Source organism: Conexibacter arvalis (assembly GCF_014199525.1).
Classification (GTDB): domain Bacteria; phylum Actinomycetota; class Thermoleophilia; order Solirubrobacterales; family Solirubrobacteraceae; genus Conexibacter; species Conexibacter arvalis.
In genome coordinates this window covers 202,975-225,161 of the sequence record NZ_JACHNU010000004.1, presented here as the reverse complement: position 1 = coordinate 225,161, position 22,187 = coordinate 202,975, and the positions used below count along the sequence as shown (strand labels likewise).

Below are 22,187 nucleotides of genomic sequence, written 5' to 3'. Positions count from 1 at the left end.
GGACCGCCGCTGCCCGTCAGCTGAGGGTGAACTGGCCGACGAGGCGCTCCAGCTCCTCGGCGGTCTTCGCCAGCTCCTGGGCGGAGGCGGCGATCTCCTGGGTCGAGGCGGAGGTCTGCTGCGTCGAGGCGGAGACCTGCTCGGTCGAGGCCGACGACTGCTCGGCGACCGAGACGACGTCGGCCATGTTCTCCTGCATCCGCGCGGCGCTCTGCGAGATCTCGCCGATCGCCAGCGCGATCTGGCCGACGCGGCCGCTGACGTCCTCGACGCTGGTGCCGATCCGCAGGAACGAGTCGCGCGCCTGCGCGACCGTCACGACGCCGTCGGCGGTGCGCTGGGCGCCGCTCTCGACGACGTCGACCGCGCGGCCGGTCTCGCGCTGGATCTCGGAGATCAGCGACCCGATCGACGAGGCGGCCTGCTGCGACTCCTCCGCCAGCTTGCGGACCTCCTCGGCGACGACGGCGAAGCCGCGGCCCTGCTCGCCGGCGCGCGCCGCCTCGATCGCGGCGTTCAGGGCGAGCAGGTTGGTCTGCTCGGCGATGCCGGTGATCGTGGCGACGATGCTGCCGATCTCGTCCGACTTGGAGCCAAGGTTGCGGATCGTCTCCGTCACCTCCTGCGAGGTCGCCTGGACGGCCTGCATCGCCTCGGTCGCCTCGGCGATCGTCGTGGCGCCCTCCTCGGCGACGTCGCGCGCCTGCTCGGCGGCCTTCGCCGTCGCGGCGGCGTTCTCGTTGGAGGCGACGGTCGTCGTGACGACCTCCTCGGCCAGCTCGCGCGCCTCGCCGACGGTGCGGACCTGGCGCTCGGCGCCGGCCGCGACCTCGCCGACCGCGGAGGCGATCTCGCCGACCGCGCGGCCCGACTCCTCCGAGGTCGTCGCCATCTGCTGGGAGGCGGCGGCGACCGCCTGCGACTCCTGCGTGATCCGCGTCAGCATCGCGGCGACCTTCTCGCGCATCGCGTTGTAGCCGACGACCGAGCCGCGCGTCGTCTCCAGCATCGCGTCGAAGATCTCCGCGAGGCGGCCGGGGGCGAGCCCGTCAGCGGCGCCGATCGGCTCGGTGACGGGGGTCACGTCGACGGTCAGGTCGCCGCGCGCCATCGCCTCCAGCGCGCCCTCGAGCTCGTCGAGGTCGCGGCCGCGCAGCGACTCCATCCGCTGGACGAGCGCCTCCAGGCAGGAGCGGTCGCCGAGCGCCTCGCGCAGCTCGGCGCTCATCTGCGCGAAGGCGCTGCCGAGCGCGTCCCTGTCGGACTTCGGCGCGACGTGGACGGCGAGGTCGCCGGCCGAGATGCTGCGCGCGGCGGCGGCCATCTCGTCGAGGTAGGCGATCATCTCGCGGAAGGCCGCGGCCGTCTCGCCGAGCTCGTCGTCGGACTCCAGCTCGACCTTCTGCTCGATGTCGCCCTGGGCGATCCCGCGCGCGGCGGCCAGCATCTGGCGCAGGCCGCCGGCGAGCCAGCGGGCGATCAGGAGCGCGAGGCCGATCGCGGCGGCGGTCGCGACGATCAGCAGCACGACGATCACGGTGCGGGCGGTGTCGGCCGTGCGCTCGACGTCGTCGACGGTGCTCGCGGCCAGCCTGCGCTGGTACTCGATCGTCGTGACGACCGCGTCTCTCAGTCTCGCGAAGGAGGCCGAGCCGACCTCGCCGCCGATCACCTGGATCGCGGCTCTCGTGTCGCCGGCGGCGACGGCGTCGCGCAGGGGCCCAAACGTGTCGGTCTGGTAGCTGTTCCAGGCGTCGGCGAGCGCCTCGTAGTTGGCCTCGTCCCTGGCGTCGCTCGCGAGCGATCTGCCGCGCGCGATCGCCGCGTCGACCAGTCTCGGGGTCGACTCCAGCGAGTCGAGCATTCTTCTGCGGTCCGACGGGTCGACGGCGGTCGCCCAGCGCGTCTGGACGAGCCGGTACGTGAAGACGTTCTCGCGGATGTCGCCGACGTTCTCGGTCGACGGGATGACGTCGTCGCCGAGCCCGCGCGTCTCGTCGGTGATCGAGCCGATCCGCGTGATCGCGATGATGCCGATCACGGCCATCAGCGCGACCACGACCAGGAACCCGGCGAGCAGCTTGGTACGGACGGTGAATCTCAAGGCAGACCTTCCATGGTCGAGAAAAGCGGCAACGATCTCGTTGATCGGCCGCGACCGTCGCTGATCGAGTCTGTGTGAGGCAACGCACAAAGGTTGGCGTGTGGGCGTCGTTTCGCCCAAAGTCGAGCGAACGCGACCGTTCACCGGGTTGGCCTGGCAGGTCGCCTACGGCGTCGGCGTGGACGTGTCGGCGCCGAGATCGCTCGGGCTGCCGGAGGCGGCGGAGGCGGGGTCGACGGCGCTCGCCTGTGCCGGCTCGCTCCCCGCCGGGAAGTCCTCGCAGGCGCCGCCGACCGCGCCGGTCATGTACTGCTGCCAGATCGGCGCCGGGATCGTCGCGCCGAAGACCTCGCCGTAGCCGGGCACGGCCGACATCGACGCGGTCTCGTCGGGGTAGCCGACCCAGACGGCGGTCGACAGGCGCGGCGTGAAGCCGATGAACCAGGCGTCGGTGAAGCTGTTCGTCGTGCCGGTCTTGCCGGCCGCCGGGCAGCCGATCCCCATCCCCGCGGCGGTGCCCGACACGAGCACGTCCTGCAGCGGGCGCGTCACCGCCGCCGCCTGGTCCGCGGTGAACTCCCTGCGCCGCGGCGCGGGGCGGCGCGGCTCCAGCTTCTCGCCGTCGCGCGTCACGCGCACGACCGCGGTCGGCGTGTTGCGCCAGCCGCCGCTCGCGATCGTCGCGAAGGCGTCGGCCATCTCCAGCGGGGTGACGCCTATCCGCAGGCCGCCGATCGACTCGGCCGGGAAGCCGTCGAGGTGGGAGGTGATGCCCATGTCGTAGGCGGCCTGGCGGATCGTGTCGCCGCCGAGGTCGGCGCCGAGCTGGGCGTAGACGGTGTTGTCGGAGGCGATGATCGCGTCGGCGAGCGTCATCGTGCCGTGGTAGCTGCCCTCCGAGGTGGCGACGCTCCAGGTCGGCTCCTGCGGCAGCCAGCCGGCGCCGAGCGGGCGCGAGACGTAGGTCTTCGACTCCGGGTCGATCCCCTCGCGCACCGCCGCCATCAGGTCGATCGCCTTGAAGGTCGAGCCCGGCTGGCGGCGGGCGCTGGTCGCGTAGTCGAACTCGCTGTCGGCGTAGGAGGCCGAGGTGACGAGCGCGCGGATCTGCCCGTTGGCCGGGTCGATCGTCGTCAGCGCCGCCGCCGGCTGGCCGGGCAGGGAGAGGTGGTCGGCGATCGCCTGGCGGCCGAGCGCCTGCAGCCGCGGATCGATCGCGGTCTCGACGCGGAGGCCGCCGCGGCGCACCGCCGCCTCGCCCCAGCGCCGTCTCAGCTCGCGCTCGACGAGGTCGACGACGTACGGCTCGCTCCGCTCGCCGTAGTGGCTGTTGCGCCGCACGCCGAGCGGCCGGCGCGACGCCTCCGCCGCCTCGGCCGGCGTGATCGCGTCGTTGTCGACCATCGCCCGCAGCACCTCGGCGCGGCGCTGTCTGGCACGGCGCGGGTGGAGGAAGGGGTTGTCGAGCGTCGGCGCCTGGGGGAGGCCGGCGAGCAGCGCCGCCTGGGGGAGCGTGAGGCGGCGCGCCGGCTGGTCGAAGAAGACGCGCGCCGCCGCCTCGACGCCGACGGCCGTCTGCCCGCCGACGGTCCCGTACGGGACGTTGTCGAGGTAGGTGTCGAGGATCCACGCCTTCGAGTGCTCGTCCTCCAGCTGCTCGGCGAGCTTCGCCTCGCGCACCTTGCGCTCGATCGTCTTGTCGTACTTGGTGCCCGGCAGGTAGAGGTTGCGGACGAGCTGCATCGCCAGCGACGAGCCGCCCTGGACGGTGCGGCCGTTGACGACGTTCTCGGCCGCCGCGCGCACGATCCCGACGACGTCGACGCCGCCGTGGGCGTAGAAGCGGCGATCCTCGATCGCGACCGTCGCCTGCTTCATCACGGTCGGCACCCCGCGGCCGCGGAGCGGATCGCGCACGACGTCGCCGGCGATGAAGCCGAGCCGTCTGCCGTCCGCGGCGTAGACCGCCGAGACGGCCGGCTGGGGCTTGGGGCGCAGCTGATCGATGTCGGGCGTCTCGTCGACGATCTGCACGACCCACGCGCCGAAGACGGTCCCGGCCGCCGCCAACGCGGTGAGCGCGACCGCGAGCGCGCCGAGCAGCGTCGTGCGCAGCGGATGGCCTCGGTGGCGCAGGCGCCGATGTCGGTCCCGACGACTCATCGCGTTGCCGGGAGCGTTCCCGCCGGCGCCGTCGCACCGCCGTCGGCGAGCGGCCCGCGTCAGGTTCCTGACGGTCCCATCCAAGGTGGCGCTCGGAAGCGTCCCCCGCTGCCCGTAGGCTGGTCCGGAATCCAGTCTTGCGCCGGCTGCCGGCGCGAGCGCCCGCAGCCGGTGCGGGCGGGCGGGCTACCGCTTGTGGCGCTGGCCGGCGGCGAGGCCCTGCGTGACCCTCGCGTTGCCGAGCCGCCGGGAGACGTCGGCCGACAGCTGCGGCGCGACGCCCGAGGCGATCGCGCCGAGCCGGAGGCTGAGCGGCGCGACGTCGACCTCGGCGCGGTTCTGCTCGATCGCGCGCTGGACGCCGGCGGCGACGTCGTCGGGGGTGCGGGTTCCGACGCCCTTCGGCAGCTCGACGCCGGCGTCGGCGAACATGCCGGCGTCGCGGATGAAGCCCGGGAAGACGGTCGAGACGCCGACGCCGCGGTCGCGCAGGTCCTCGCGCAGCCCGAGCGCGAAGCCGCGCAGCCCGAACTTCGTCGCCGAGTAGAGCGAGCCGCCCGGCTGGGCCGACTTGCCCGACAGCGAGGAGATGAAGACGAGGTGGCCGCGCCCGCGCGCCGCCATCGGCTCGGAGAGCAGCTTCGCGAGCGCGATCGGCGCGCGCAGGTTGACGTCGAGCGCCCGATCGACCTGCTCGAGCGTGTAGTCGTCGAGCGTCCCGCTGGCCGGCAGCGCGGCGTTGGCGACGAGGATGTCGACGTCGCCGGCCTCGGCGACCAGCCGCTCCGGCGCAGCGCGGTCGGCGAGGTCGGCCGCGAGCGCCCGGCCGCCGATCTCGCGCGCCAGCGGCTCGAGCACGTCGGTCCGCCGACCGGTGAGGATCAGCCTGCCGCCGCGCGCCGCCAGCGTCCGTGCGATCGCCTGCCCGATCCCGCCCGTCGCGCCCGTCAGCAGGATCGTCGTCCCTCGGATCTCCGTCATGGCCGACACCCTGTCAGAAACGACTGGCGACGGGTGCGGGATGGCCGCCACACCGCCGGTCCTACCGGCAGGTAGCATCGCTCGTGTGAAGCTGAGTGTGAGTGTTCCGGACGACGACGTGCGCTTCCTCGACGAGTACGCGCGTGCCCACGGGATGGCGTCCCGCTCGGCGGTCGTCCAGGCGGCGATACGCGGGCTGCGAACGGCCGAGCTGCAGGATGCGTACGGCGAGGCCTTCACCGCATGGGAGAGCGAAGGCGAGACGGCCGTCTGGGATCCCGCCGCCGGCGACGGCCTCTGATGCGGCGCGGCGAGATCCGCATGGTCGATCTCGACCCGGCTCGCCTCGCTCGACGACGCGCTGCGGTTGCACCTGGCGCTGTGAGGCTGCGCCTGCCGGCCGGCGCCGCCGCTCTACGCGCCCGACCGCTGCGCTGCGGATGCGGGCGGCGCCGGGCCGCCGCAGTGTGAGCGGCGGGCCGGGCGGCAAGGCTCACGGCCGTGACCGCGATCCACCGCGCGCCGATGCGAGCCCGTGACCGCGACCTGCCGGACGGCGCGGGCGCCGAGCACGCGCTGGCGCGCGGGGTCGTCGGGATCGGCGACCTGCTGGCGGAGGTTCCCGCGACGCTCGACGCTGCGGTCGCGGCCGCCGCCGCGGCCCACGGCGAGAAGGCCGGCCGCCTGCTGCGCCGCTTCGCGTCGGTCCCCGACGGCGCCTTCCTCTGGACGCGCGTCGGCGACGGCTCCTACCGGCTCGGCCGCCTCGCCGGCCCATGGCGCTACGACGACTCGGCCGCCGCCCGCGCGGTCGGGATCCCGCATGTGCGCCCGGCGCGCTGGCTCGAGCGGCCGTTCGGCGAGCACGACGTGCCGGCCGCGGTCGCCGCGACCTTCGCCCGCGGCGGCCGCAACTTCCAGCGGATCCGCGACCCCGGCGCCGAGCGCGCCACCGCCGCGCTGTGGGACGTTGGCTAACCTAGCTAAGCTGGTCTCGTGATCCAGGTCGGGATGCATGAGGCGAAGACGACGCTCTCGAAGCTGGTCGAGCGCGCCGAGGCCGGCGAGGAGATCGTGATCGCGCGCCACGGGACGCCGGTCGTCCGGCTCGTCCCGGTGCAGCGGCGCAACGCGATGGCGGAGGTCCGCGGCGCTTGGCGCGATCAGGTCGAGCTGGCGCCCGACTTCGACGAGCTGCCCGCCGACATCGCCGACGCGTTCGGCGCGTGAAGCTGCTGCTCGACACGCACGCCGCGCTGTGGTGGCTCGCCGACGACCCTCGTTTCGGCGACGCGGCCGCCGCGGCGCTGGAGGATCCCGGCAACGACGTGCTGCTGAGCGCGGCGGTCGTCTGGGAGGTGGCGATCAAGCGGTCGCTCGGGAAGCTGCGCGCGCCGAGCGACTTCGCCGCGACGCTGGTCCGCGGCGGTGTCCGCGAGCTGCCGGTCTCCGCGGCCCACGCGACGGTCGTCGAGCAGCTGCCATGGCACCATCGCGATCCGTTCGACCGCATGCTGGTCGCGCAGGCGACCGTCGAGGGCGCGACGCTCGTCAGCCGTGACGGGGCGCTCGCGTCCTACGGCCTGCCGGTCGTGTGGTGAGCGGGCGGGAACCCCCGCTCCACCGACCCGCAGCGTCCCGGCTCCACCGCGCCCGTCCCCGCGGACCGCGTGCCCGCTCGACGACGCTACCCGGGGAAGAAGCCCTCGCGGTCCTCGGGGTCGCGCTCGTCGCGGACCTCGCAGACGTCGGCGACGCGCGGCTCGGCGAGGCGCAGCAGGTCGCTGACGGAGACGAGCAGCGAGTGGCGGTGGTCGCCGGCGGCGAAGAGAGCGCGGTCGACCCCGACGAGGCGCACGTCGACGACGTCGATCGCCGGCAGCCGCGGACCGATCGGCGGGACCGCCCCGACCTCGTAGAGCGGCAGGTCGCGCGCCATCTCCTCCTCGCTGGCCAGCCGCAGATGGCTGCTGGCCCCGGTCAGCTCGCGCACGTGGGCGATGTCGAGGTGCTGGTCGGCCGGCACGACCGCGAGCGAGTAGCCGCGATGGTCGTGCAGCACGAGCGTCTTGCCGGCGGCGGCCGGGTCGACGTTGCTGGCCGCCGCGTCGCCGACCGCGGTCGAGGTCACGTCGTGCTCGACCACCTCGTACGCGACGCCGTGCGCGTCCAGGTGGTGGACGACGCTCTCGAAGCCGCTCGTCGCGCTCGGATCCGGGTTCTCCATCGCGCTCACCTCGCGATCCGGATACCCGCGCCCGCGGCGCGTCGATCCACCGGCGGTCAGCGCATCGCGGTCCGCGGGATCTCTCGCGTGCGCGTCAGGCACCGCCGCTGCGCCCCACGCGCGGCGGCCCGCGGCGCCCGCGCTCACGCGAACAGCGCGATCGTCGCGGTGAAGGAGTGCATTAAGCTCTGGCCGCCGACCGGGCCGATCTCGCCGGCGGCGAAGAAGCCGGCCGACGGCGCCCCGCCGAGCTCGGAGGCGAGCAGGCCGGCGTCGTGGTCGGCGATGCCGAACATCTCGCGGCCGCGTGAATGGCACGCGAAGGCGAGCGCCCCGGCCGCGCTGCCGCCGAGCGCCTCGACGCGCAGGCGCAGCTGGTCGTGCAGGTCCCTGTCGGCGGAGGCGGCGTCGCGCGCGTGCAGGCGCAGCACCTGGCCGGGCCGGACCGGCGCGGCGATCGCGATCGTCCCCGCGACCGGGTCGGCGCCGAGCAGGCCGCGCACGAGGAAGTCGCCGTGGCCGTACTCCGGCTGCCCGCCTTCGACGACGAGCCCGACGAGCAGGCCGCCGGCGACGAGCGTCCGCTCGCGCGCGTCGAGCTGCTCGATCGTCTCGCGTATGTGGTCGAGCGCGGGACGGCCGGCCAGCTCGGCGATCACGTTGCCCTCCGCGGCGGTGATCGTCATCTCCGGCCCGACCGGCGTCGCGCCCTGCGAGACGCACGGCAGCAGGTCGATCCCGTCGAAGCGGACGCCGACCGCGCCGCCGTCGCAGACGCGGTCGCCGTGGAAGAGGGCCGTCGAGCCCTCCTTGGTGCGGGCGCTCGCCAGCCCGCCGACGACCGGCACGCCCGGCGCCCGCGTCGCGAGGTCCTGCAGCAGCGCGTCGGTCGGGAAGGTGTACGGGTCGGGCAGCAGGATCGCGCCGCGCGCGCCGGTCAGGCTCTCCATCCCGGTGACGGCGATCGACTCGTCGAGCTGGCGCGCGGTCGCGTGGAAGGTCGTCGCGACGCCGTCGCCGAGCGCCGCCGCCCACACCGCCACCGCCGTCCCGGCCTCGTGCTCGGCGCCGCCGCCGAGCACCCCGCCGGCGCCGCAGCCGACGAGCGCCGGCGGCCGCAGCGCCTCGTGGACGCCCTCCAGCGTCGCCTCCGGCGCGGCGAGGTGGGCGCCGGCGGCGAAGACGACGGCGATGTCGGCCTTCTCGCCGCCGAGCGCCTGGCTGGCGGCATGGCCGGCCTCGATCGCTCCGACGCGCGCGTCGCCGTGCGTCGAGACCCCTGTGCCGATGCGGACCGCGCTCATCGCTCCACTCTACTGCCGGCCGCGAGGCCGCTCGACACCTCGCCCTGCGATGCTGCCGCCCGTGGCAAGAGCTGTCGTGATCGCCATCTTCGGGCCGACCGGGATCGGCAAGACCGCGGTCGCGCTCGCGCTCGCCGAGCGCCTGCGGGCCGCCGGCGAGGATCCGGTCGCGGTCTCGGCCGACGCGCTCCAGGTCTACCGCGGCCTGGAGGTGCTGACCGGCGCCGCCGACGCCGCCGAGCAGGCCGCGCTCGAGCACCGGCTGATCTCCTTCCTGCCGGTCGAGGAGACCTTCAGCGCCGGCCAGTACGCCCAGCTCGCCCACGCCGAGATCGACGACGCGCTCGCCGCCGGCCGCACGCCGATCGTCGTCGGCGGGACCGGCCTCTACCTGCGCGCTGCGCTGACCGAGCTGCGGCTGAAGCCGCCGCCGCCCGAGGGCGCGCGCGAGCGCTGGACGGCCGAGCTGGAGCGGATCGGCGCACCCGCGCTCCACGCCGAGCTGAGACGCCGCGCGCCGTGGGCGGCGACGATGGACCCCAACGACCGCCAGCGGATCGTGCGCGCCCACGAGCTGCTCGACGCCGGCGAGCTGGAGCCGCCGGTCGAGGAGGCCCCCTCGCAGCTGTGGACCGACGAGATGCGCCACCCGACCGTGCTCGCCGGCCTGACGATGGAGCGCGAGGCGCTGTACGCGCGGATCGACGAGCGCGTCGAGGCGATGGTCGCCGCGGGCGCGCGCGAGGAGGTGCTCGCCGCCAACGCCGCCGGCGCCTCGGACACCGCGCGCAAGGCGCTCGGCTTCGCCGACCTGCTCGCCGGCGACGTCGCGGCGATGCAGCGGCGCACGCGCAACTACGCCAAGCGGCAGCTGACGTGGATGCGCAAGCTGGCCGGCGTCGAGACGATCGACGTCACCGGGCGCGACGCGGCGGAGGTCGCGGCCGAGATCGCGGCGGCAGCCGATAATGTCCGCCGCCGATGACCCCGTCCCCGCGATCCCGACCCATGACCCCGGAGGCAGCGTGAAGTTCGAGAAGTGGCAGGCGCTCGGCAACGACTACGCGATCGTCGAGGCGAGAGACCTCCCGTTCGAGCTGACGCCGGCCCGCATCCGCGCCTTCTGCGCCGGCCATTTCGGCGTCTTCGCCGACGGCATCCTGCTGCTGAGCGAGAGCGAGCAGCCGGGCTTCGTCGCCGACCTGAAGATCTTCAACCCCGACGGCTCGGAGGCCGAGCTGTCGGGCAACGGCGCGCGCGAGGCGATCATGTACCTGCGCCAGCGCGGCTGGACCGACGCCGACGAGTTCTCGATCATGACCGCGGCCGGCGAGATCCGCCCGCAGATCACCGGGCCGACGACCTGCAAGGTCGACATGGGCCGTGCGAGGCTGACGTCGAAGGACTTCCCGTCCGGCCCCGCGGACGGCCTCGCCGAGCTGACCGCCGACGGCGCGACCTGGCGCTTCCAGCACGTCTCGATCGGCAACCCGCAGTGCTCGATCCGGGTCGAGTCGGTAGCCGAGCTGGAGGCGCTCGACCTGCCGGCGATCGGCGGCGCGATCGAGCACCACGAGCTGTTCCCCAACCGCACGAACGTCTCCTGGTACGCCGCGCTGGAGCCGGGCCGCATCCGCGCCCGGATCTTCGAGCGCGGCGTCGGCGAGACGCTCTCCTCGGGCACCGGCGCGACCGGCGCCGCGGTCGCGCACGTGATGCGCGGCGGCGGGGCGGGGGAGGACGTCTCGACCGTCACGGTCGTGCTCGACGGCGGCGAGCTCGAGGTCGAGGTCGCCGAGGACCTGCACGTGAACCTGACCGGCTGGGCCGTCCCTGTCTTCAGGGGCGAGCTGTCGGAGAACTTCCTGAAGGAGCTGCATGAGACCGAGTAAGCGACTCGACCTGATCCCGCCGTACCTCTTCGCCCAGCTGGAGAAGAAGATCGCCGACAAGAAGGCGGCGGGCATCGACGTCATCTCGCTCGGCATCGGCGATCCCGACACGCCGACCTATGAGCCGATCGTGAAGGCGATGCAGCAGGCCGTCGCCGACCCGGGCACCCACCAGTACCCGTCCAACCGCGGCCGCCAGGAGCTCCGCGACGCCGTCGCCGCCTTCTACGACCGCCGCTTCGGCGTGACGCTCGACCCGGCGACGGAGATCATGCCGGCGATCGGCGCGAAGGAGTGCATCTTCAACCTGTCGCTCTGCTTCCTCGATCCCGAGGACGTCGCGCTCGCCTCCGACCCCGGCTACCCGGTCTACACCGGCGGCCCGCTGCTCGCCGGCGCCAGAGCGGTGCTGATGCCGCTGAAGCCCGAGCTCGGCTTCGCCCCCGACCTCGACGCGATCTCCGACGCCGACGCCGAGCGCGCGAAGCTGCTGTTCATCAACTACCCGAACAACCCGACCGGCGCGATCGTGCCGGACGGCTTCTTCGAGAAGGTGGTCGCGTTCGCGAAGCAGCACGACATCCTCGTCGTGCACGACAACGCGTACAGCGAGACGACCTACGACGGCTACGTCGCCCCGTCGTTCCTCGCGACGCCCGGCGCCAAGGAGGTCGGCGTCGAGGTCTTCTCGCTCTCCAAGGGCTACAACATGACCGGCTGGCGCGCGGCCGCGATCGTCGGCAACGCGGAGGCGATCGGCGCCTACTGGAAGCTGAAGAGCAACGTCGACTCGGGCCTCTTCGAGGCGGTCCAGCTGGCGGCGGTCGAGGCGCTCTCGCCGGAGGTCGACGCCGAGGTCGCGAAGATGAACGAGGTCTACGCGCGTCGCCGCGACCTCGTCGTCGACGCGCTGAAGCAGGCCGGCGTCGACGTGACCGCGCCGAAGGGCACGATCTACGTCTGGGCGCCCGTGCCGGCCGGCTACGACAGCTCGGCCGCCTACTGCGAGCACGTGCTGGAGCAGGCCGCCGTCGTGATCTCGCCCGGCGGCGCCTACGGCACCAGCGGCGAGGGCTTCTTCCGCATCTCGCTCACCACCCCCGACGACCGCCTCGTCGAGGCCGTCGAGCGGATCAAGCAGCTCGGCTGACGCTCCTGTCGCGCCGCGCCCGGCCGCCCGGGCGCGGCGCCCGCGCGGCGCAGCGCGGCCACCGTCGGGGACGGCCGCCGCCGCTGGCCGCGCCACTAGACTGGAGGGGGTGACGACGACCCGCAGCCGCAACGGCCGAGTGGCCGAGACGAGAGGCCGAGAGAGCGCCGCCGCCGGGCGCGCCAAGCAGCGCGCGCTGATGATCGGCGCGCTGGAGGCGGGAGACGACCTCTCCGAGCTGCGGGAGCTGCTGCGGACCGCCGGGGTGGCGGTCGTCGGGCAGCTGGTCCAGCATCGCGAGAGACCGCACCCGAACACCTACCTTGGCCCCGGCAAGATCGAGGAGCTGAGAGAGCAGCTGAAGCGCTCTGACGCGAACGTGGTCGCCTGCGACGACGAGCTGAGCCCGCGCCAGGAGCGCAACCTGGAGAGACTGCTCGACGTGCCGGTCGTCGACCGCACGACGGTCATCCTCGACATCTTCGCCGGCCACGCCCATACGGCCGAGGGCAAGCTGCAGGTCGAGCTGGCGCAGCTGCAGTACAACCTCGCGCGCATGCGCGGGCTGTGGACCCATCTCGAGCGGCTCGGCGCCGGCGCCGGCGCGCCCGGCGGCGGCCCCGGCATCGGCACCCGCGGCCCGGGCGAGTCGCAGATCGAGACCGACCGCCGTCTCGCGCGCGACCGCATCACCGCGCTGCGCCGCCGGCTGGAGCGCGTGAGAGGGTCGCGCGAGACGATGCGCGCCGAGCGCGCGCGGGCGCAGCTGCCGACGGTCGCGCTGGTCGGCTACACGAACGCCGGCAAGTCGACGCTGCTGAACCGGCTGACCGGCGCCGAGGTCGGCGTCCGCAACCGGCTCTTCCACACGCTCGACCCGACGACCCGCTCCTACCGGCTCGGCGGGCGCGACTACCTGCTGACCGACACGGTCGGCTTCATCCGCAAGCTGCCCCACCAGCTCGTCGACGCCTTCGGCGCGACGCTGGAGGAGACGCGCATGGCCGACCTGCTGCTGCACGTCGTCGACGCCTCCGCGCCCGAGGAGGACCTCAACGAGATGATGAGCGCCGTCGACTCGGTGCTGGGGGAGATCGGCGCCGGCGACCAGCCGCGGATGCTGATCCTCAACAAGGCCGACGCGCTCGACGCCGAGCAGCGGATCGACGTCGGCCTGCGCCACCCCGACGGCCTGCTCGTCTCGGCGCTGACCGGCGAGGGGCTCGACGAGCTCGGCGACCGGATCGAGGAGGAGTTCGCCCGCCGCCTGCGCGACGTCGAGCTGCTGCTGCCCTACAGAGAGGGCGGCAGACTGGCCGAGCTGCACGAGATCGCCGGCGACCTCGTGCGCGAGGACACGCCCGAGGGCGTCCGCGTCACGGCGAGAGTGCCGGCGACGGTCGCCGCTCGCTTCCAGCGCTACGCGGTCGGCTCCGACGGCGCCGGTCCCGCCGCCGACGGCGACCGTCCGACCGCCGACGGCGACCGTCCCGCCGCCGACGGCAGCCGCCCCGCATGAGCACCACCGCAGCGACCACGGCGCCGCTTCCGATGAAGCGGCTCCATCCCGACGCGATCCTGCCCAGGCGCGCCTACGACGGCGACGCCGGCCTCGACCTCCACGCCGTCGAGGCGCTGACGCTGGCGCCCGGCGCCCGCGCGCTGGTCGGCACCGGGATCGCCGTCGCGATCCCGCACGGCCACGCCGGCCTCGTGCTGCCGCGCTCCGGCCTCGCCGCCAAGAGAGGGATCGCGCTCGTCAACGCGCCGGGCCTGATCGACGCCGGCTACCGTGGCGAGCTGCGCGTGCTGCTGCTCAACACCGACCGCGACGAGCCGTGCGAGATCGCCGTCGGCGACCGCATCGCCCAGCTCGTCGTGATCCGCGTCGAGCTGCCGCAGACGGTCGAGGTCGACGAGCTGCCCGACAGCGAGCGCGGCAGCGGAGGCTTCGGCTCCAGCGGCGCGTAGCGCAGGCCCGGCGCCGTCACGTCGCGCTTCCGCGGCGTCGAGCCCGCCGCGCTGCGACGCGCTCACCCGACCAGCTCGCGCAGCCGCTCCGCGTTTCTCGGCGCGAACGCCTCCCAGTCGTTGTTGAAGTAGGCGAAGACCTCGACCTTCCGCCGCCAGCCGCGCAGCCGCCGCGCCCAGGCGCGCAGCTCGGCGTCGGAGTAGTTGCCGCGCCGGCCTCTGCTGCCGTGGTGGAATCGGACGAGCGTGAAGCCGGCGGTCAGCCAGTCGGCCTGGAAGGGCCGCTGCGGCGTGTCGCCGATCACGAGCGCGACGCCGTGGTCGCGCAGCAGCGCCTCGACCTCGGGGACGAACCAGCTCTCGTGCCGGAACTCGAAGGCGTGCCGGCCCGGCGGGCGCGCAGCGACCGCCTCCAGCGCGGACGCGAGCCGCTCGTCGTCGCGGTGGAAGTTCTCGGGCAGCTGCCAGATCACCGGGCCGAGCTTGCCCGACTCGACCAGCGGCGCGATCGAGTCGTAGTAGCGCTCGACGCCGCGCGACAGGTCGGTCAGCCGCTTCATGTGGGTCAGGTAGCGGCTCGCCTTCGCCGCGAACAGGAAGCCCGGCGGTGTCTGCTCGACCCATCTGGCGACCGCGGCCGGTCTCGCGAGGCGGTAGAAGGTCGAGTTCAGCTCGACGGTCGCGAACCGCTCGGCGTAGGCGGGCAGCCAGCGCGACTGCGGGCAGCCCTCCGGGTAGAAGGCGCCGCGCCAATCTCTGTAGACCCAGCCCGAGCAGCCGACGTGGACGGGAGGCATGCCGTCCCGGTGCTACCCGGGACGGCATCGGCGCACCCGCTACAGGAGGCCGTTGGCCTCGAGGTACTGTCTCGCGACCTCGGCCGCGTCCTGCTTGTCGATGTCGACCGCGGCGTTCATTCTCTGCATCGCCTCGGTCGTCAGCACTCTGCTGATCGCGTCGACCGTCTCCTGGAAGCCCTGGCCCTGCGCGTCGAGCGCTCTGGTGGAGACGACCGGGGTGACGTTCTGTATCCCGAATATCTTCTTCGGGTCCTCCAGCACGACGTATCTGCCGCCGACGAGCTGGCCGTCGGTGGTGAAGACCTGCGCGACGTCGATCTTGCCGTTGTCGATCGCCTGGTACTGGAGGCCGATCGTCAGCGGCGAGAATCTCACGTCGGTGATCCCGTAGCCTCTCTCCAGACCGGGCAGGCCGGTCGGGCGGTTGCGGAACTCGGGCGCCGCGCCGAGGCGGAACCCTCTCACCTTCGTGAGGTCGGCGAGGCTTCTGAGCCCGTTTCTCTCCGAGTACTCGGGCGTCACCGCCAGCGCGTCGACGTTCTCGAACGGCGTCAGCGGCAGCAGCGTGAAGCCGTTTCTCTCCGCGTAGGCCTTGCCGGCCGCGTAGGCGGCCTCGGCGTCCGGGTAGGTTCTCGTGTCGCCGGCGACGGTCGTGTTGAAGATTCCGATGTACTCGGGATACATGTCGATCTGACCGCTTCTCAGCGCTCTGTCGGCGATCTCGGTCGAGCCGATGTTCTCCTTCAGGTTGACGGTGAACCCTCTCGCCTCGAGGCCCTGCCGGTACAGCTCGCCGAGCACGAACTGCTCGGTGAAGTTCTTCGTGCCGAGCGTGATCGCCGGCTTGCCCTCGCCGGGCGCGGTCGACGTCGTCTCGGCCCCGCCGCCCGCGGCGGCGGTCGTGCCGCTGTCGTTGTCGTCGTCTCCGCACGCGGCCACTCCGACCGCGAGCACGAGCGCGACCAGCGCCAGGAGCACCGTGCGCAACGTTCCCTGCTTCACGTTGAGTCGTCCTTTCTCTGTCGGCATACCTTCACACCAGCGTCCCCCTCTCCCAGGAACCGGACGTTCCTCCTCGTGCCGTCCGGCACCTCGCTGCGATCGCAGCCAGCACTACGTCTCCGTCGTCGTCGCCGGCCCGACGGCCGCTCCGGCGCGGTGGCGCTCGCGCAGCCCGCGCGGCGTGACCGCCCGCTGGAGCCCGGCGAACAGCAGCTCGGCGACCAGGGCGAGCGCGGCGACGCAGATCGCGGCGCCGAGCACCCCGGGCAGGCGGTACGTCGCCTGGTCGACGATGATGTCGCCGAGGCTGCTGGCCCCGGCGACCGACCCGAGCGTCGCGGTCGCGATCACGTAGACCACGGCCGTGCGGATGCCCGCGAAGATCAGCGGCAGGGCGAGCGGCAGCTCGACCCGCATCAGCACCTCCATCGGCGTCATGCCCATCCCGCGCGCCGCCTCGACGGCGTCGCGGTCGACGCCGTCGACCGCCACGTAGGCGTTCGTCAGCATCGGCGGCACGGCCAGCACGACGAGCGCGACCATCACGTTGACGAAGCCGATCCCGAGCAGCGCGACGCCGATCGAGATCAGCGCGAGGCTCGGCAGCGCGCGGCCGACGTTGGAGATGTTGATCGCGGCGAACGAGCCGCGGTGCAGATGGCCGAGCCAGACGCCGAGCGGGATCGCGATCACGAGCGCGATCCCCATCGCCGCGCCGGTCAGCGCGAGGTGGTCGAGCGTCAGCTGCCACAGCAGCGAGGCGTTGTCGCCGATGAACTGGAAGGCGTCGAGGAAGTCGTTCACGAGCGCGCCGTCCGGGTCCAGGGGGAGAGGGCGCGCTGCAGCAACACCAGCAGCGCGTCGGCGACCAGCGCGAGCGCGACGCACAGCGCGCCGGCGGCGATCAGCTCGGTCTTGAAGGTCTGCTGCAGCGCGCTGTAGATCGGCGCGCCGAGGCCCTCGTTGATGACGAAGACGGCGACGGTCGCGAGGCTGATGACGGTCACGGTCGCGATCCGCAGGCCGGCGACGATCGCCGGCAGCGCCAACGGCAGCTCGACCTTCCACAGCAGCTGGCGGGGCGTCATGCCCATCCCGATCGCGGCGTCTCTGACCTCGGCCGGCACGCCGGAGAGGCCGGCGAGCATGTTGCGGAAGAGGATCAGCAGCGTGTAGGAGACGAGCGCGATCTCGGCGGTGGTGCGCGTCAGGCCCGTGATCGGCACGAGCAGCTGGAAGAGCGCGAGGCTCGGGATCGTGTAGAGGAATCCGGTGGCGACGACGACCGGCGTCGCCAGCCAGCCGCGCTTGTGGGCGGCGAGCGCGAGCGTGAAGGCGATCGCGGAGCCGATCAGCACCGCGATCAGCGTCAGCGCGATGTGCTCCAGCAGCGCCGGCTGGAGCGTGCCCGACCAGTTGTCCTGCACCCAGCTCCAGCAGAAGAGGCCGTTGTCGCGCACGCAGGAGCTGCCTCTGCCGAACTCCGGGATGACCGGCTCGGCCTGGGCGAAGGGCGCTGAGAGCGCGAGTGACACGGCGCTCGTCACCCCGGCGGGCGGAGGGCGTCGCTGATCAGCTCGAGCGAGACGAGGCCGGCGAGGCGGCCGTCGTCCTCGACGACGACGAGCGGGCGGTTGCCGTCGGCGACGACGAGCGAGAGCGCGTCGCGCAGGGAGGTCTCGCGGCGGGCGGTCGCGACGAGCGGCTCGACGTCGGTCTGCGAGACCGGCTGGCCGTTGAGGCGCTCGACCGGCAGCCGGCCGATCGGCACCTCGCCGCCGTCGACGACGACCAGCTCGTCGGTCTGCTGGCGGTCGGCGAGCGCCCGCGCGGCGTCGGCGTCGTCGCCGACGTGGGCGGCGGCGCCGTCGATCAGGGATATGTCGTCGAGTCTGCTGAGCGTCAGCCGCTTGAGGCCGCGGTCGGCGCCGACGAACGAGGCGACGAACTCGTCCGCCGGCTCGGCGAGCAGCTCGTCGGGGGTCGCGTACTGGGCGAGCCGGCCGCCCTCGCGCATGACGGCGATCCGATCGCCCATCTTGATCGCCTCGTCGATGTCGTGGGTGACGAAGACGATCGTCTTGCGGATCTCGCGCTGGAGGCGCAGGAACTCGTTCTGGAGCCGTTCGCGGTTGATCGGGTCGATCGCGCCGAACGGCTCGTCCATCAGCATCAGCGGCGGGTCGGCGGCGAGCGCGCGGGCGACGCCGACGCGCTGGCGCTGACCGCCGGACAGCTCGCCCGGGTAGCGGGCGCCCATCTCCGCCGGGAGCCCGACCAGCTCCAGCAGCTCGTCGATCCGCGCGGCGGTCCGCTGCCTGTCCCAGCCGAGCAGCTTCGGCACGGTCGCGATGTTCTGCGCGATCGTCTGGTGGGGGAAGAGGCCGATCTGCTGGATCACGTAGCCGATCTCGCGCCGCAGCTCGGCGGGCTTGCGCGCGGCGACGCTGACGCCGTCGAGCAGGATGTCGCCGGAGGTCAGGTCGATCATGCGGTTGACGAGCCGCATCGCGGTCGTCTTGCCGCAGCCGGACGGGCCGACGAGGACGCAGATCTCCCCGGCGGGGACCGCGAACGAGAGATCCTCGATCGCGGCTCTGGAGGCGCCCGGGTAGCGCTTGCCGACGTGACGGAACTCCAGCGGGGCGGCTGTCGGGTAGCCCGACGGCCCCTCAGTCTGGGCGGTGTTCTCGCTGTTCACAGAGCAGTCCCTGTGGAAGGGAACGACACAGTCTAGTCTCCGCTCGGACGTCAGCACGCGAACGATCGCCCGCGCGCCAGGCGTCGTCCGGCTGACACGCGATGATCCGATCGCTACAGCACGGGCAGCCCCTGCCGATCCTGTCGGCAAAGCGCCCTCGTCCCGCCGTCAGACAAGGAAGTCCCCCCTCGTGCCACCGCTTCGCCGCGCCCTCAGCACCGGCTCGCCCCTGCTCGCCGCGTCGCTGGCCGGCGTCGCCGCCGCGGCGCTCCTGCCCGCGACCGCGGGCGCGATCGGGGCGCCGCAGCAGCGGGAGGGGCGCCCCACGTTCGACGCGCGCGACAGCGCGGTCGCCGCGCCGGCTCCGACCCCGGCCGTGCGCGAGCGGGCGGCGAGATCGGTCGCGCGGTCGCTCGGCCGCCACGCGGTGGTCGAGCTCGACCCGGTGACGCGCACGCCGCGCGTCATCGGCCGGACCGACGGCGCGCTGACCGGGCGCAGCAGCGCACCGCCAGTCGAGATCGCGCTGAACTGGGTCCGGGAGCGGCGCGGACTGTTCGGCCTCGCCGACGACGACATCGCCGCGCTCGGAGCGCCTGACGACTCGATCACGCCCGCGGGCATCCGCGTCCTGCGGTGGACCCAACGACACCGCGGGATCCCGGTGACCGGCGCTGGGCTGCGCGCGCACGTCGCGCCGGACGGGCGTCTGATCGACGTGCAGGGCCCGCCGCTCGCCGACGCCTCGGTGGAGCGCGTCACGCCGTCGCTCTCCGCCAGCGCGGCGCTCGGACGCGCCCGCGCCGACGCCGGCGCGACCGCTGCCACGCCGTCGGTCACCCGCAGCGACGGCGGCGCGCGCCGGACGACCCGGTTTGCCGACGACTCGATCGCGAGCCTCGTCATCCACCCGGCCGTCGGCGGGAACCGCCTCGCCTGGCACGTTCGCGTGCGCGTCGACAGCACGCACGTCTACAGCTACCTGATCGACGCGGCGGACGGTGAGGTCCTGAAGCGCGACAACATGGTGCGCTGGGCGGCGAGCGGCGACGTCTGGAGTTACAGCCCCTCGCCTGCGATCTCCGGCAACGACGGCCACATCCAGAGACCGCAGCCGTTCGGGGGCGACTGGGTCTACGACGGGTCGATGCTGCTGGGGAACAACGCGTGGGTCTACTCGGACGTCCACGACGACGACTCGCCGTACGGCGACGACGACCTGCCCGAGCCAGCGGACCAGGTCGAGTCGAACACGGGCACGCCGGCGGACCCGGCATGGGCGTATACCTTCGAGGCGGCCGGCGACCCGAGATGCCTGCCGGCGTTCCCGTGCGCGTGGAGACTGGGCGACGCCGACAGCGTCATCGCCAATCGCGAGCAGAATGCGGTGCAGGCGTTCTGGTTCGTCAACACCTTCGCCGAGCACCTGCGCGAGCAGCCGATCGGGTTCGACGAGGCATCGGGCAACTTCCGCTGGGACGACGCCGGAAGGGGCGACGGCGTCTTCGTCGAGACCAGCGACGGCGCCGTGACCGACGGCGGGGTGCCCGACAGATACCACCGCAACAACGCGAACATGTCGACACCGCCCGACGGCGAGTCGCCCGTGATGCAGCTGTATCTGTTCGACAGCCCCGTCGCGGCCAACGCCGGCGACGACGCCTCGGTTGTCTACCACGAGTACGCCCACGGCCTCTCGAACCGCCTCGTGATCGACACCGCGACCCGCGAAGGAGCGCTGACGAGCCCGCAGGGCGGCGCGATGGGCGAGGCATGGAGCGACTGGTACGCGATGGACTTCCTCGTCGGGGACGACCCCGAGGCGCGACTGCAGGCCGATGATCCCGAGGTCGACGGCGAGGTGGTGCTCGCCGCCTATCTCGGGGCGGGCGAGAGCACGCTGCGCTACTCGGCGCTCGACTGCCCGGTCGGCTCGACCGCGCCCCGATGCGCCCGAGGCGGATTCACCTATGCCGACTACGGCAGCGTGTGGCGGTCCGTGCAGGATGGCGAGGCGCTCGGCGCGCAGGTACACGCCGACGGCGAGATCTGGTCGCAGACGCTGTGGGACCTGCGCACGGAGCTGATCAGACGCCACGGTGACGTCGACGGGGTCCGACGCGCCCGCGAGCTGGTCACCGAGGGGATGCGCATCACGCCCGCCGAGCCGACCTTCCTCGACGCCCGCGACGCGATCCTCAGATACGACGCGACGATGAACGCACGCGTCGACCGCGACCTGATCTGGCAGGTGTTCGCGAGACGCGGAATGGGCTATTTCGCGGCGACGAGCGACGCCGCCGACCCCGCGCCGCTGGCCGATTTCGAGCTGGAGCCGCCGGCCGGCGCGTCGGTGACGCTGCGCGGGACCGTGACGGACGAGCAGACCGGGGCGCCGCTGGCCGGCGCGACGGTCGCGCTGCCCGGGCCGGGCGCGCCGGAGGTGACCACCGGCGCCGACGGCAGCTGGTCGCTGACCGCGAGAGCCGGCACGACCTACCCGCGGCTGCGCGTCACGCTCGCCGGCTACGACATCGCCGACACCAGGCCGTTCACCGTCGCCGGCGACGGCTCGTCGACCCGCGATGTCCAACTGCGCCGCAACTGGGCGCTCGCGTCGGGCGGCACCGCGGTGCTCGCCGGCGTCGACCCCGACTTCGGCCAGCCGTGCGCGGCGGAGAACGCGATCGACGGGACGCTCCACAACGGCTGGGCCAGCTACTCGCCGCAGTGGGATGGGGTCGTCAGCGACGACGACGACGAGTTCCCAGACTCGGCGCCCGGGCCGCGCACGATCGAGCTGATGCTCCCGCGGGCGGTCGACGTCGGCACGTTCCAGCTCGACCCGGGCGCGATCTGCGGCGACGACGACACGGCGTCGCTCGGCTCGTTCCGGATCGAGACCGCGGACGACACGCGGCAGTTCAGAACCTCGGTGACCGGCACGTTCCACCGCGCCGACCGGCCCAACCACAGACTGCACACCCTGACGCCGGCGGCCGGCACGACCGCCGCGGTCAGATACGTCCGCATCACGATGCTGAGCCCGCAGCGCAGCAACCCGGGCGACGCCGGCGAGAGATTCATGGACCTCGCCGAGTTCGGCATCCACGGCACGGCGAGCGTCGAGAGAGAGCCCGAGGAGCCGAGAAGACCCGAGGAGCCGAGAAGACCGGAGGAGCAGCCGAGACAGCCGGAGCTGGAGCTCGAGCCCGAGCCCAGACCGCGGCCGAGAGCCGACACGCGCAAGCCGCGGTCGTTGCTGAAGCCGGCTCCGCCCAAGCGCAAGGCGCTGACGGCGCTGCGCAGCCGCGCCGGGATGCCGGTGAAGGTCCGCTTCGACGAGGCGACGCGGGTGGCCGCGACGGTGACGCTGCCCGCGGCGACGGCGCGCAGGCTGGGGCTGACGAGAGCGCGCCGGGGGACGTTCCGACTCTCCTCGGCAGGGATCCGCAGACTGGCCGCACGCAAGACCGGGACGGTGCGCCTCAAGCTCCGCCCGGCGGTGAGACGGAAGCTGGCGCGGGCGCGATCGCTCCGGGTCACGCTGACGGTCACCGCGACCGACGGCGCCCGCAACAGGACGCGGATCGTCGCCAAGCCATTGCTGCGGCGCTGAGGACCCACAGCGCCGCCCGCGCGCATGAGCCGGGCGGCGCAGGCTGGGCAACGCCGCTGCTCGCGGGGCGTGCCGAGCTGCCCTCAGGGGCGTGCCGAGCTGCCCCCAGGGGCGTGCCGCGCATGTCGAACTGCCCCCAGGGGGCGTGCCGCGCTCCCCGCGTGCCGCGCATGTCGAACTGCCCGCGTGCGGCGTTCCGCGGTGCCGTCGCGGGCGTGCCGCGCCGCCCCGCGGGGCGTGCTGCGACCCTCGTGCGGGGCTGTCATGACATGA

20 protein-coding genes are annotated in these 22,187 nt (G+C 73.4%); 10 read left to right on the top strand and 10 right to left on the bottom strand.

Annotated features, from left to right (window positions below; translation table 11 throughout):
• Nucleotides 1-16: 16 nt before the first annotated feature.
• The 3 genes from BDZ31_RS15570 to BDZ31_RS15560 all read right to left on the bottom strand — a co-directional run bounded on the left by BDZ31_RS15570 (nt 17) and on the right by BDZ31_RS15560 (nt 5,248).
• The gene (locus tag BDZ31_RS15570) at nt 17-2,104 is read right to left on the bottom strand and encodes a HAMP domain-containing methyl-accepting chemotaxis protein (RefSeq protein WP_183343260.1); all 2,088 of its coding nucleotides are present in this window, start codon (nt 2,102-2,104) and stop codon (nt 17-19) included.
• Nucleotides 2,105-2,269: 165 nt separating this feature from the next.
• A complete protein-coding gene (locus tag BDZ31_RS15565) occupies nt 2,270-4,267 on the bottom strand; it encodes a transglycosylase domain-containing protein (protein WP_183343259.1) in 1,998 nt (665 codons plus the stop codon).
• Between the two features lie 186 nt (nt 4,268-4,453).
• Nucleotides 4,454-5,248, bottom strand: a complete 795-nt coding sequence (locus BDZ31_RS15560) for an SDR family NAD(P)-dependent oxidoreductase (protein ID WP_183343258.1) — start codon at nt 5,246-5,248, stop codon at nt 4,454-4,456.
• 85 nt (nt 5,249-5,333) lie between these two features.
• Between BDZ31_RS15560 and BDZ31_RS15555 the strand changes: the two genes are divergently transcribed.
• The 4 genes from BDZ31_RS15555 to BDZ31_RS15540 all read left to right on the top strand — a co-directional run bounded on the left by BDZ31_RS15555 (nt 5,334) and on the right by BDZ31_RS15540 (nt 6,849).
• Complete coding sequence (locus tag BDZ31_RS15555; protein WP_183343257.1) at nt 5,334-5,549, top strand: ribbon-helix-helix domain-containing protein; 216 nt, start codon at nt 5,334-5,336, stop codon at nt 5,547-5,549.
• A gap of 200 nt (nt 5,550-5,749) precedes the next feature.
• Entirely contained in the window at nt 5,750-6,226 is a 477-nt protein-coding gene (locus tag BDZ31_RS15550; RefSeq protein WP_221243096.1) for a hypothetical protein, read from the top strand.
• Nucleotides 6,227-6,244: 18 nt separating this feature from the next.
• Entirely contained in the window at nt 6,245-6,478 is a 234-nt protein-coding gene (locus tag BDZ31_RS15545; RefSeq protein WP_343075600.1) for a type II toxin-antitoxin system Phd/YefM family antitoxin, read from the top strand.
• Entirely contained in the window at nt 6,475-6,849 is a 375-nt protein-coding gene (locus BDZ31_RS15540) for a PIN domain-containing protein (RefSeq protein ID WP_183343256.1), read from the top strand. Before BDZ31_RS15545 ends, BDZ31_RS15540 begins: the two co-directional genes overlap by 4 nt.
• Before the next feature lie 86 nt (nt 6,850-6,935).
• On the opposite strand, the gene BDZ31_RS15535 is transcribed toward BDZ31_RS15540, so the two are convergent.
• Entirely contained in the window at nt 6,936-7,475 is a 540-nt protein-coding gene (locus BDZ31_RS15535) for an aminoacyl-tRNA deacylase (RefSeq protein ID WP_246345334.1), read from the bottom strand.
• Nucleotides 7,476-7,618: 143 nt separating this feature from the next.
• Nucleotides 7,619-8,779 (bottom strand): FIST signal transduction protein, encoded by a 1,161-nt coding sequence (locus BDZ31_RS15530; RefSeq protein WP_183343254.1) that lies wholly within the window; start codon nt 8,777-8,779, stop codon nt 7,619-7,621.
• 61 nt (nt 8,780-8,840) lie between these two features.
• Here BDZ31_RS15530 and miaA point away from each other — a divergent pair, with 61 nt between their 5' ends.
• The 5 genes from miaA to dut all read left to right on the top strand — a co-directional run bounded on the left by miaA (nt 8,841) and on the right by dut (nt 13,792).
• A complete protein-coding gene (gene miaA / locus BDZ31_RS15525) occupies nt 8,841-9,764 on the top strand; it encodes a tRNA (adenosine(37)-N6)-dimethylallyltransferase MiaA (RefSeq protein WP_183343253.1) in 924 nt (307 codons plus the stop codon).
• Between the two features lie 40 nt (nt 9,765-9,804).
• Nucleotides 9,805-10,671 (top strand): diaminopimelate epimerase, encoded by an 867-nt coding sequence (gene dapF / locus BDZ31_RS15520; RefSeq protein ID WP_183343252.1) that lies wholly within the window; start codon nt 9,805-9,807, stop codon nt 10,669-10,671.
• The gene (locus BDZ31_RS15515; protein ID WP_183343251.1) at nt 10,658-11,821 is read left to right on the top strand and encodes an LL-diaminopimelate aminotransferase; all 1,164 of its coding nucleotides are present in this window, start codon (nt 10,658-10,660) and stop codon (nt 11,819-11,821) included. Before dapF ends, BDZ31_RS15515 begins: the two co-directional genes overlap by 14 nt.
• 109 nt (nt 11,822-11,930) lie before the next feature.
• Entirely contained in the window at nt 11,931-13,340 is a 1,410-nt protein-coding gene (gene hflX / locus BDZ31_RS15510; protein ID WP_183343250.1) for a GTPase HflX, read from the top strand.
• Nucleotides 13,337-13,792, top strand: a complete 456-nt coding sequence (gene dut / locus BDZ31_RS15505; protein WP_183343249.1) for a dUTP diphosphatase — start codon at nt 13,337-13,339, stop codon at nt 13,790-13,792. Before hflX ends, dut begins: the two co-directional genes overlap by 4 nt.
• Before the next feature lie 62 nt (nt 13,793-13,854).
• On the opposite strand, the gene BDZ31_RS15500 is transcribed toward dut, so the two are convergent.
• From BDZ31_RS15500 to BDZ31_RS15480, 5 genes are all read right to left on the bottom strand, one after another.
• Nucleotides 13,855-14,589: a DUF72 domain-containing protein gene (locus BDZ31_RS15500; protein WP_183343248.1), complete on the bottom strand. Its 735-nt coding sequence runs from the start codon at nt 14,587-14,589 to the stop codon at nt 13,855-13,857.
• Between the two features lie 39 nt (nt 14,590-14,628).
• A complete protein-coding gene (locus tag BDZ31_RS15495) occupies nt 14,629-15,570 on the bottom strand; it encodes an ABC transporter substrate-binding protein (protein WP_343075610.1) in 942 nt (313 codons plus the stop codon).
• Between the two features lie 135 nt (nt 15,571-15,705).
• Nucleotides 15,706-16,398, bottom strand: a complete 693-nt coding sequence (locus BDZ31_RS15490) for an ABC transporter permease subunit (protein WP_183343246.1) — start codon at nt 16,396-16,398, stop codon at nt 15,706-15,708.
• Nucleotides 16,395-17,129 (bottom strand): ABC transporter permease subunit, encoded by a 735-nt coding sequence (locus BDZ31_RS15485; RefSeq protein ID WP_183343245.1) that lies wholly within the window; start codon nt 17,127-17,129, stop codon nt 16,395-16,397. Before BDZ31_RS15485 ends, BDZ31_RS15490 begins: the two co-directional genes overlap by 4 nt.
• Nucleotides 17,130-17,137: 8 nt before the next feature.
• Nucleotides 17,138-18,295, bottom strand: coding sequence for a betaine/proline/choline family ABC transporter ATP-binding protein (locus BDZ31_RS15480; RefSeq protein WP_183343244.1), 1,158 nt, complete (start codon nt 18,293-18,295; stop codon nt 17,138-17,140).
• A 190-nt stretch (nt 18,296-18,485) separates the two neighbouring features.
• On the opposite strand from BDZ31_RS15480, the gene BDZ31_RS15475 reads away from it, so the two are divergent.
• The gene (locus BDZ31_RS15475; RefSeq protein ID WP_183343243.1) at nt 18,486-21,914 is read left to right on the top strand and encodes a M36 family metallopeptidase; all 3,429 of its coding nucleotides are present in this window, start codon (nt 18,486-18,488) and stop codon (nt 21,912-21,914) included.
• Nucleotides 21,915-22,187 lie beyond the last annotated feature (273 nt).

Bases quoted from the DNA above. Each gene is read 5' to 3' on its own strand.
- BDZ31_RS15515 (WP_183343251.1), top strand. From the start codon at position 10,658: ATGAGACCGAGTAAGCGACTCGACCTGATCCCGCCGTACCTCTTCGCC.
- BDZ31_RS15565 (WP_183343259.1), bottom strand. From the start codon at position 4,267: ATGAGTCGTCGGGACCGACATCGGCGCCTGCGCCACCGAGGCCATCCG.
- BDZ31_RS15530 (WP_183343254.1), bottom strand. From the start codon at position 8,779: ATGAGCGCGGTCCGCATCGGCACAGGGGTCTCGACGCACGGCGACGCG.
- BDZ31_RS15500 (WP_183343248.1), bottom strand. From the start codon at position 14,589: ATGCCTCCCGTCCACGTCGGCTGCTCGGGCTGGGTCTACAGAGATTGG.
- dut (WP_183343249.1), top strand. From the start codon at position 13,337: ATGAGCACCACCGCAGCGACCACGGCGCCGCTTCCGATGAAGCGGCTC.
- BDZ31_RS15535 (WP_246345334.1), bottom strand. From the start codon at position 7,475: ATGGAGAACCCGGATCCGAGCGCGACGAGCGGCTTCGAGAGCGTCGTC.
- BDZ31_RS15560 (WP_183343258.1), bottom strand. From the start codon at position 5,248: ATGACGGAGATCCGAGGGACGACGATCCTGCTGACGGGCGCGACGGGC.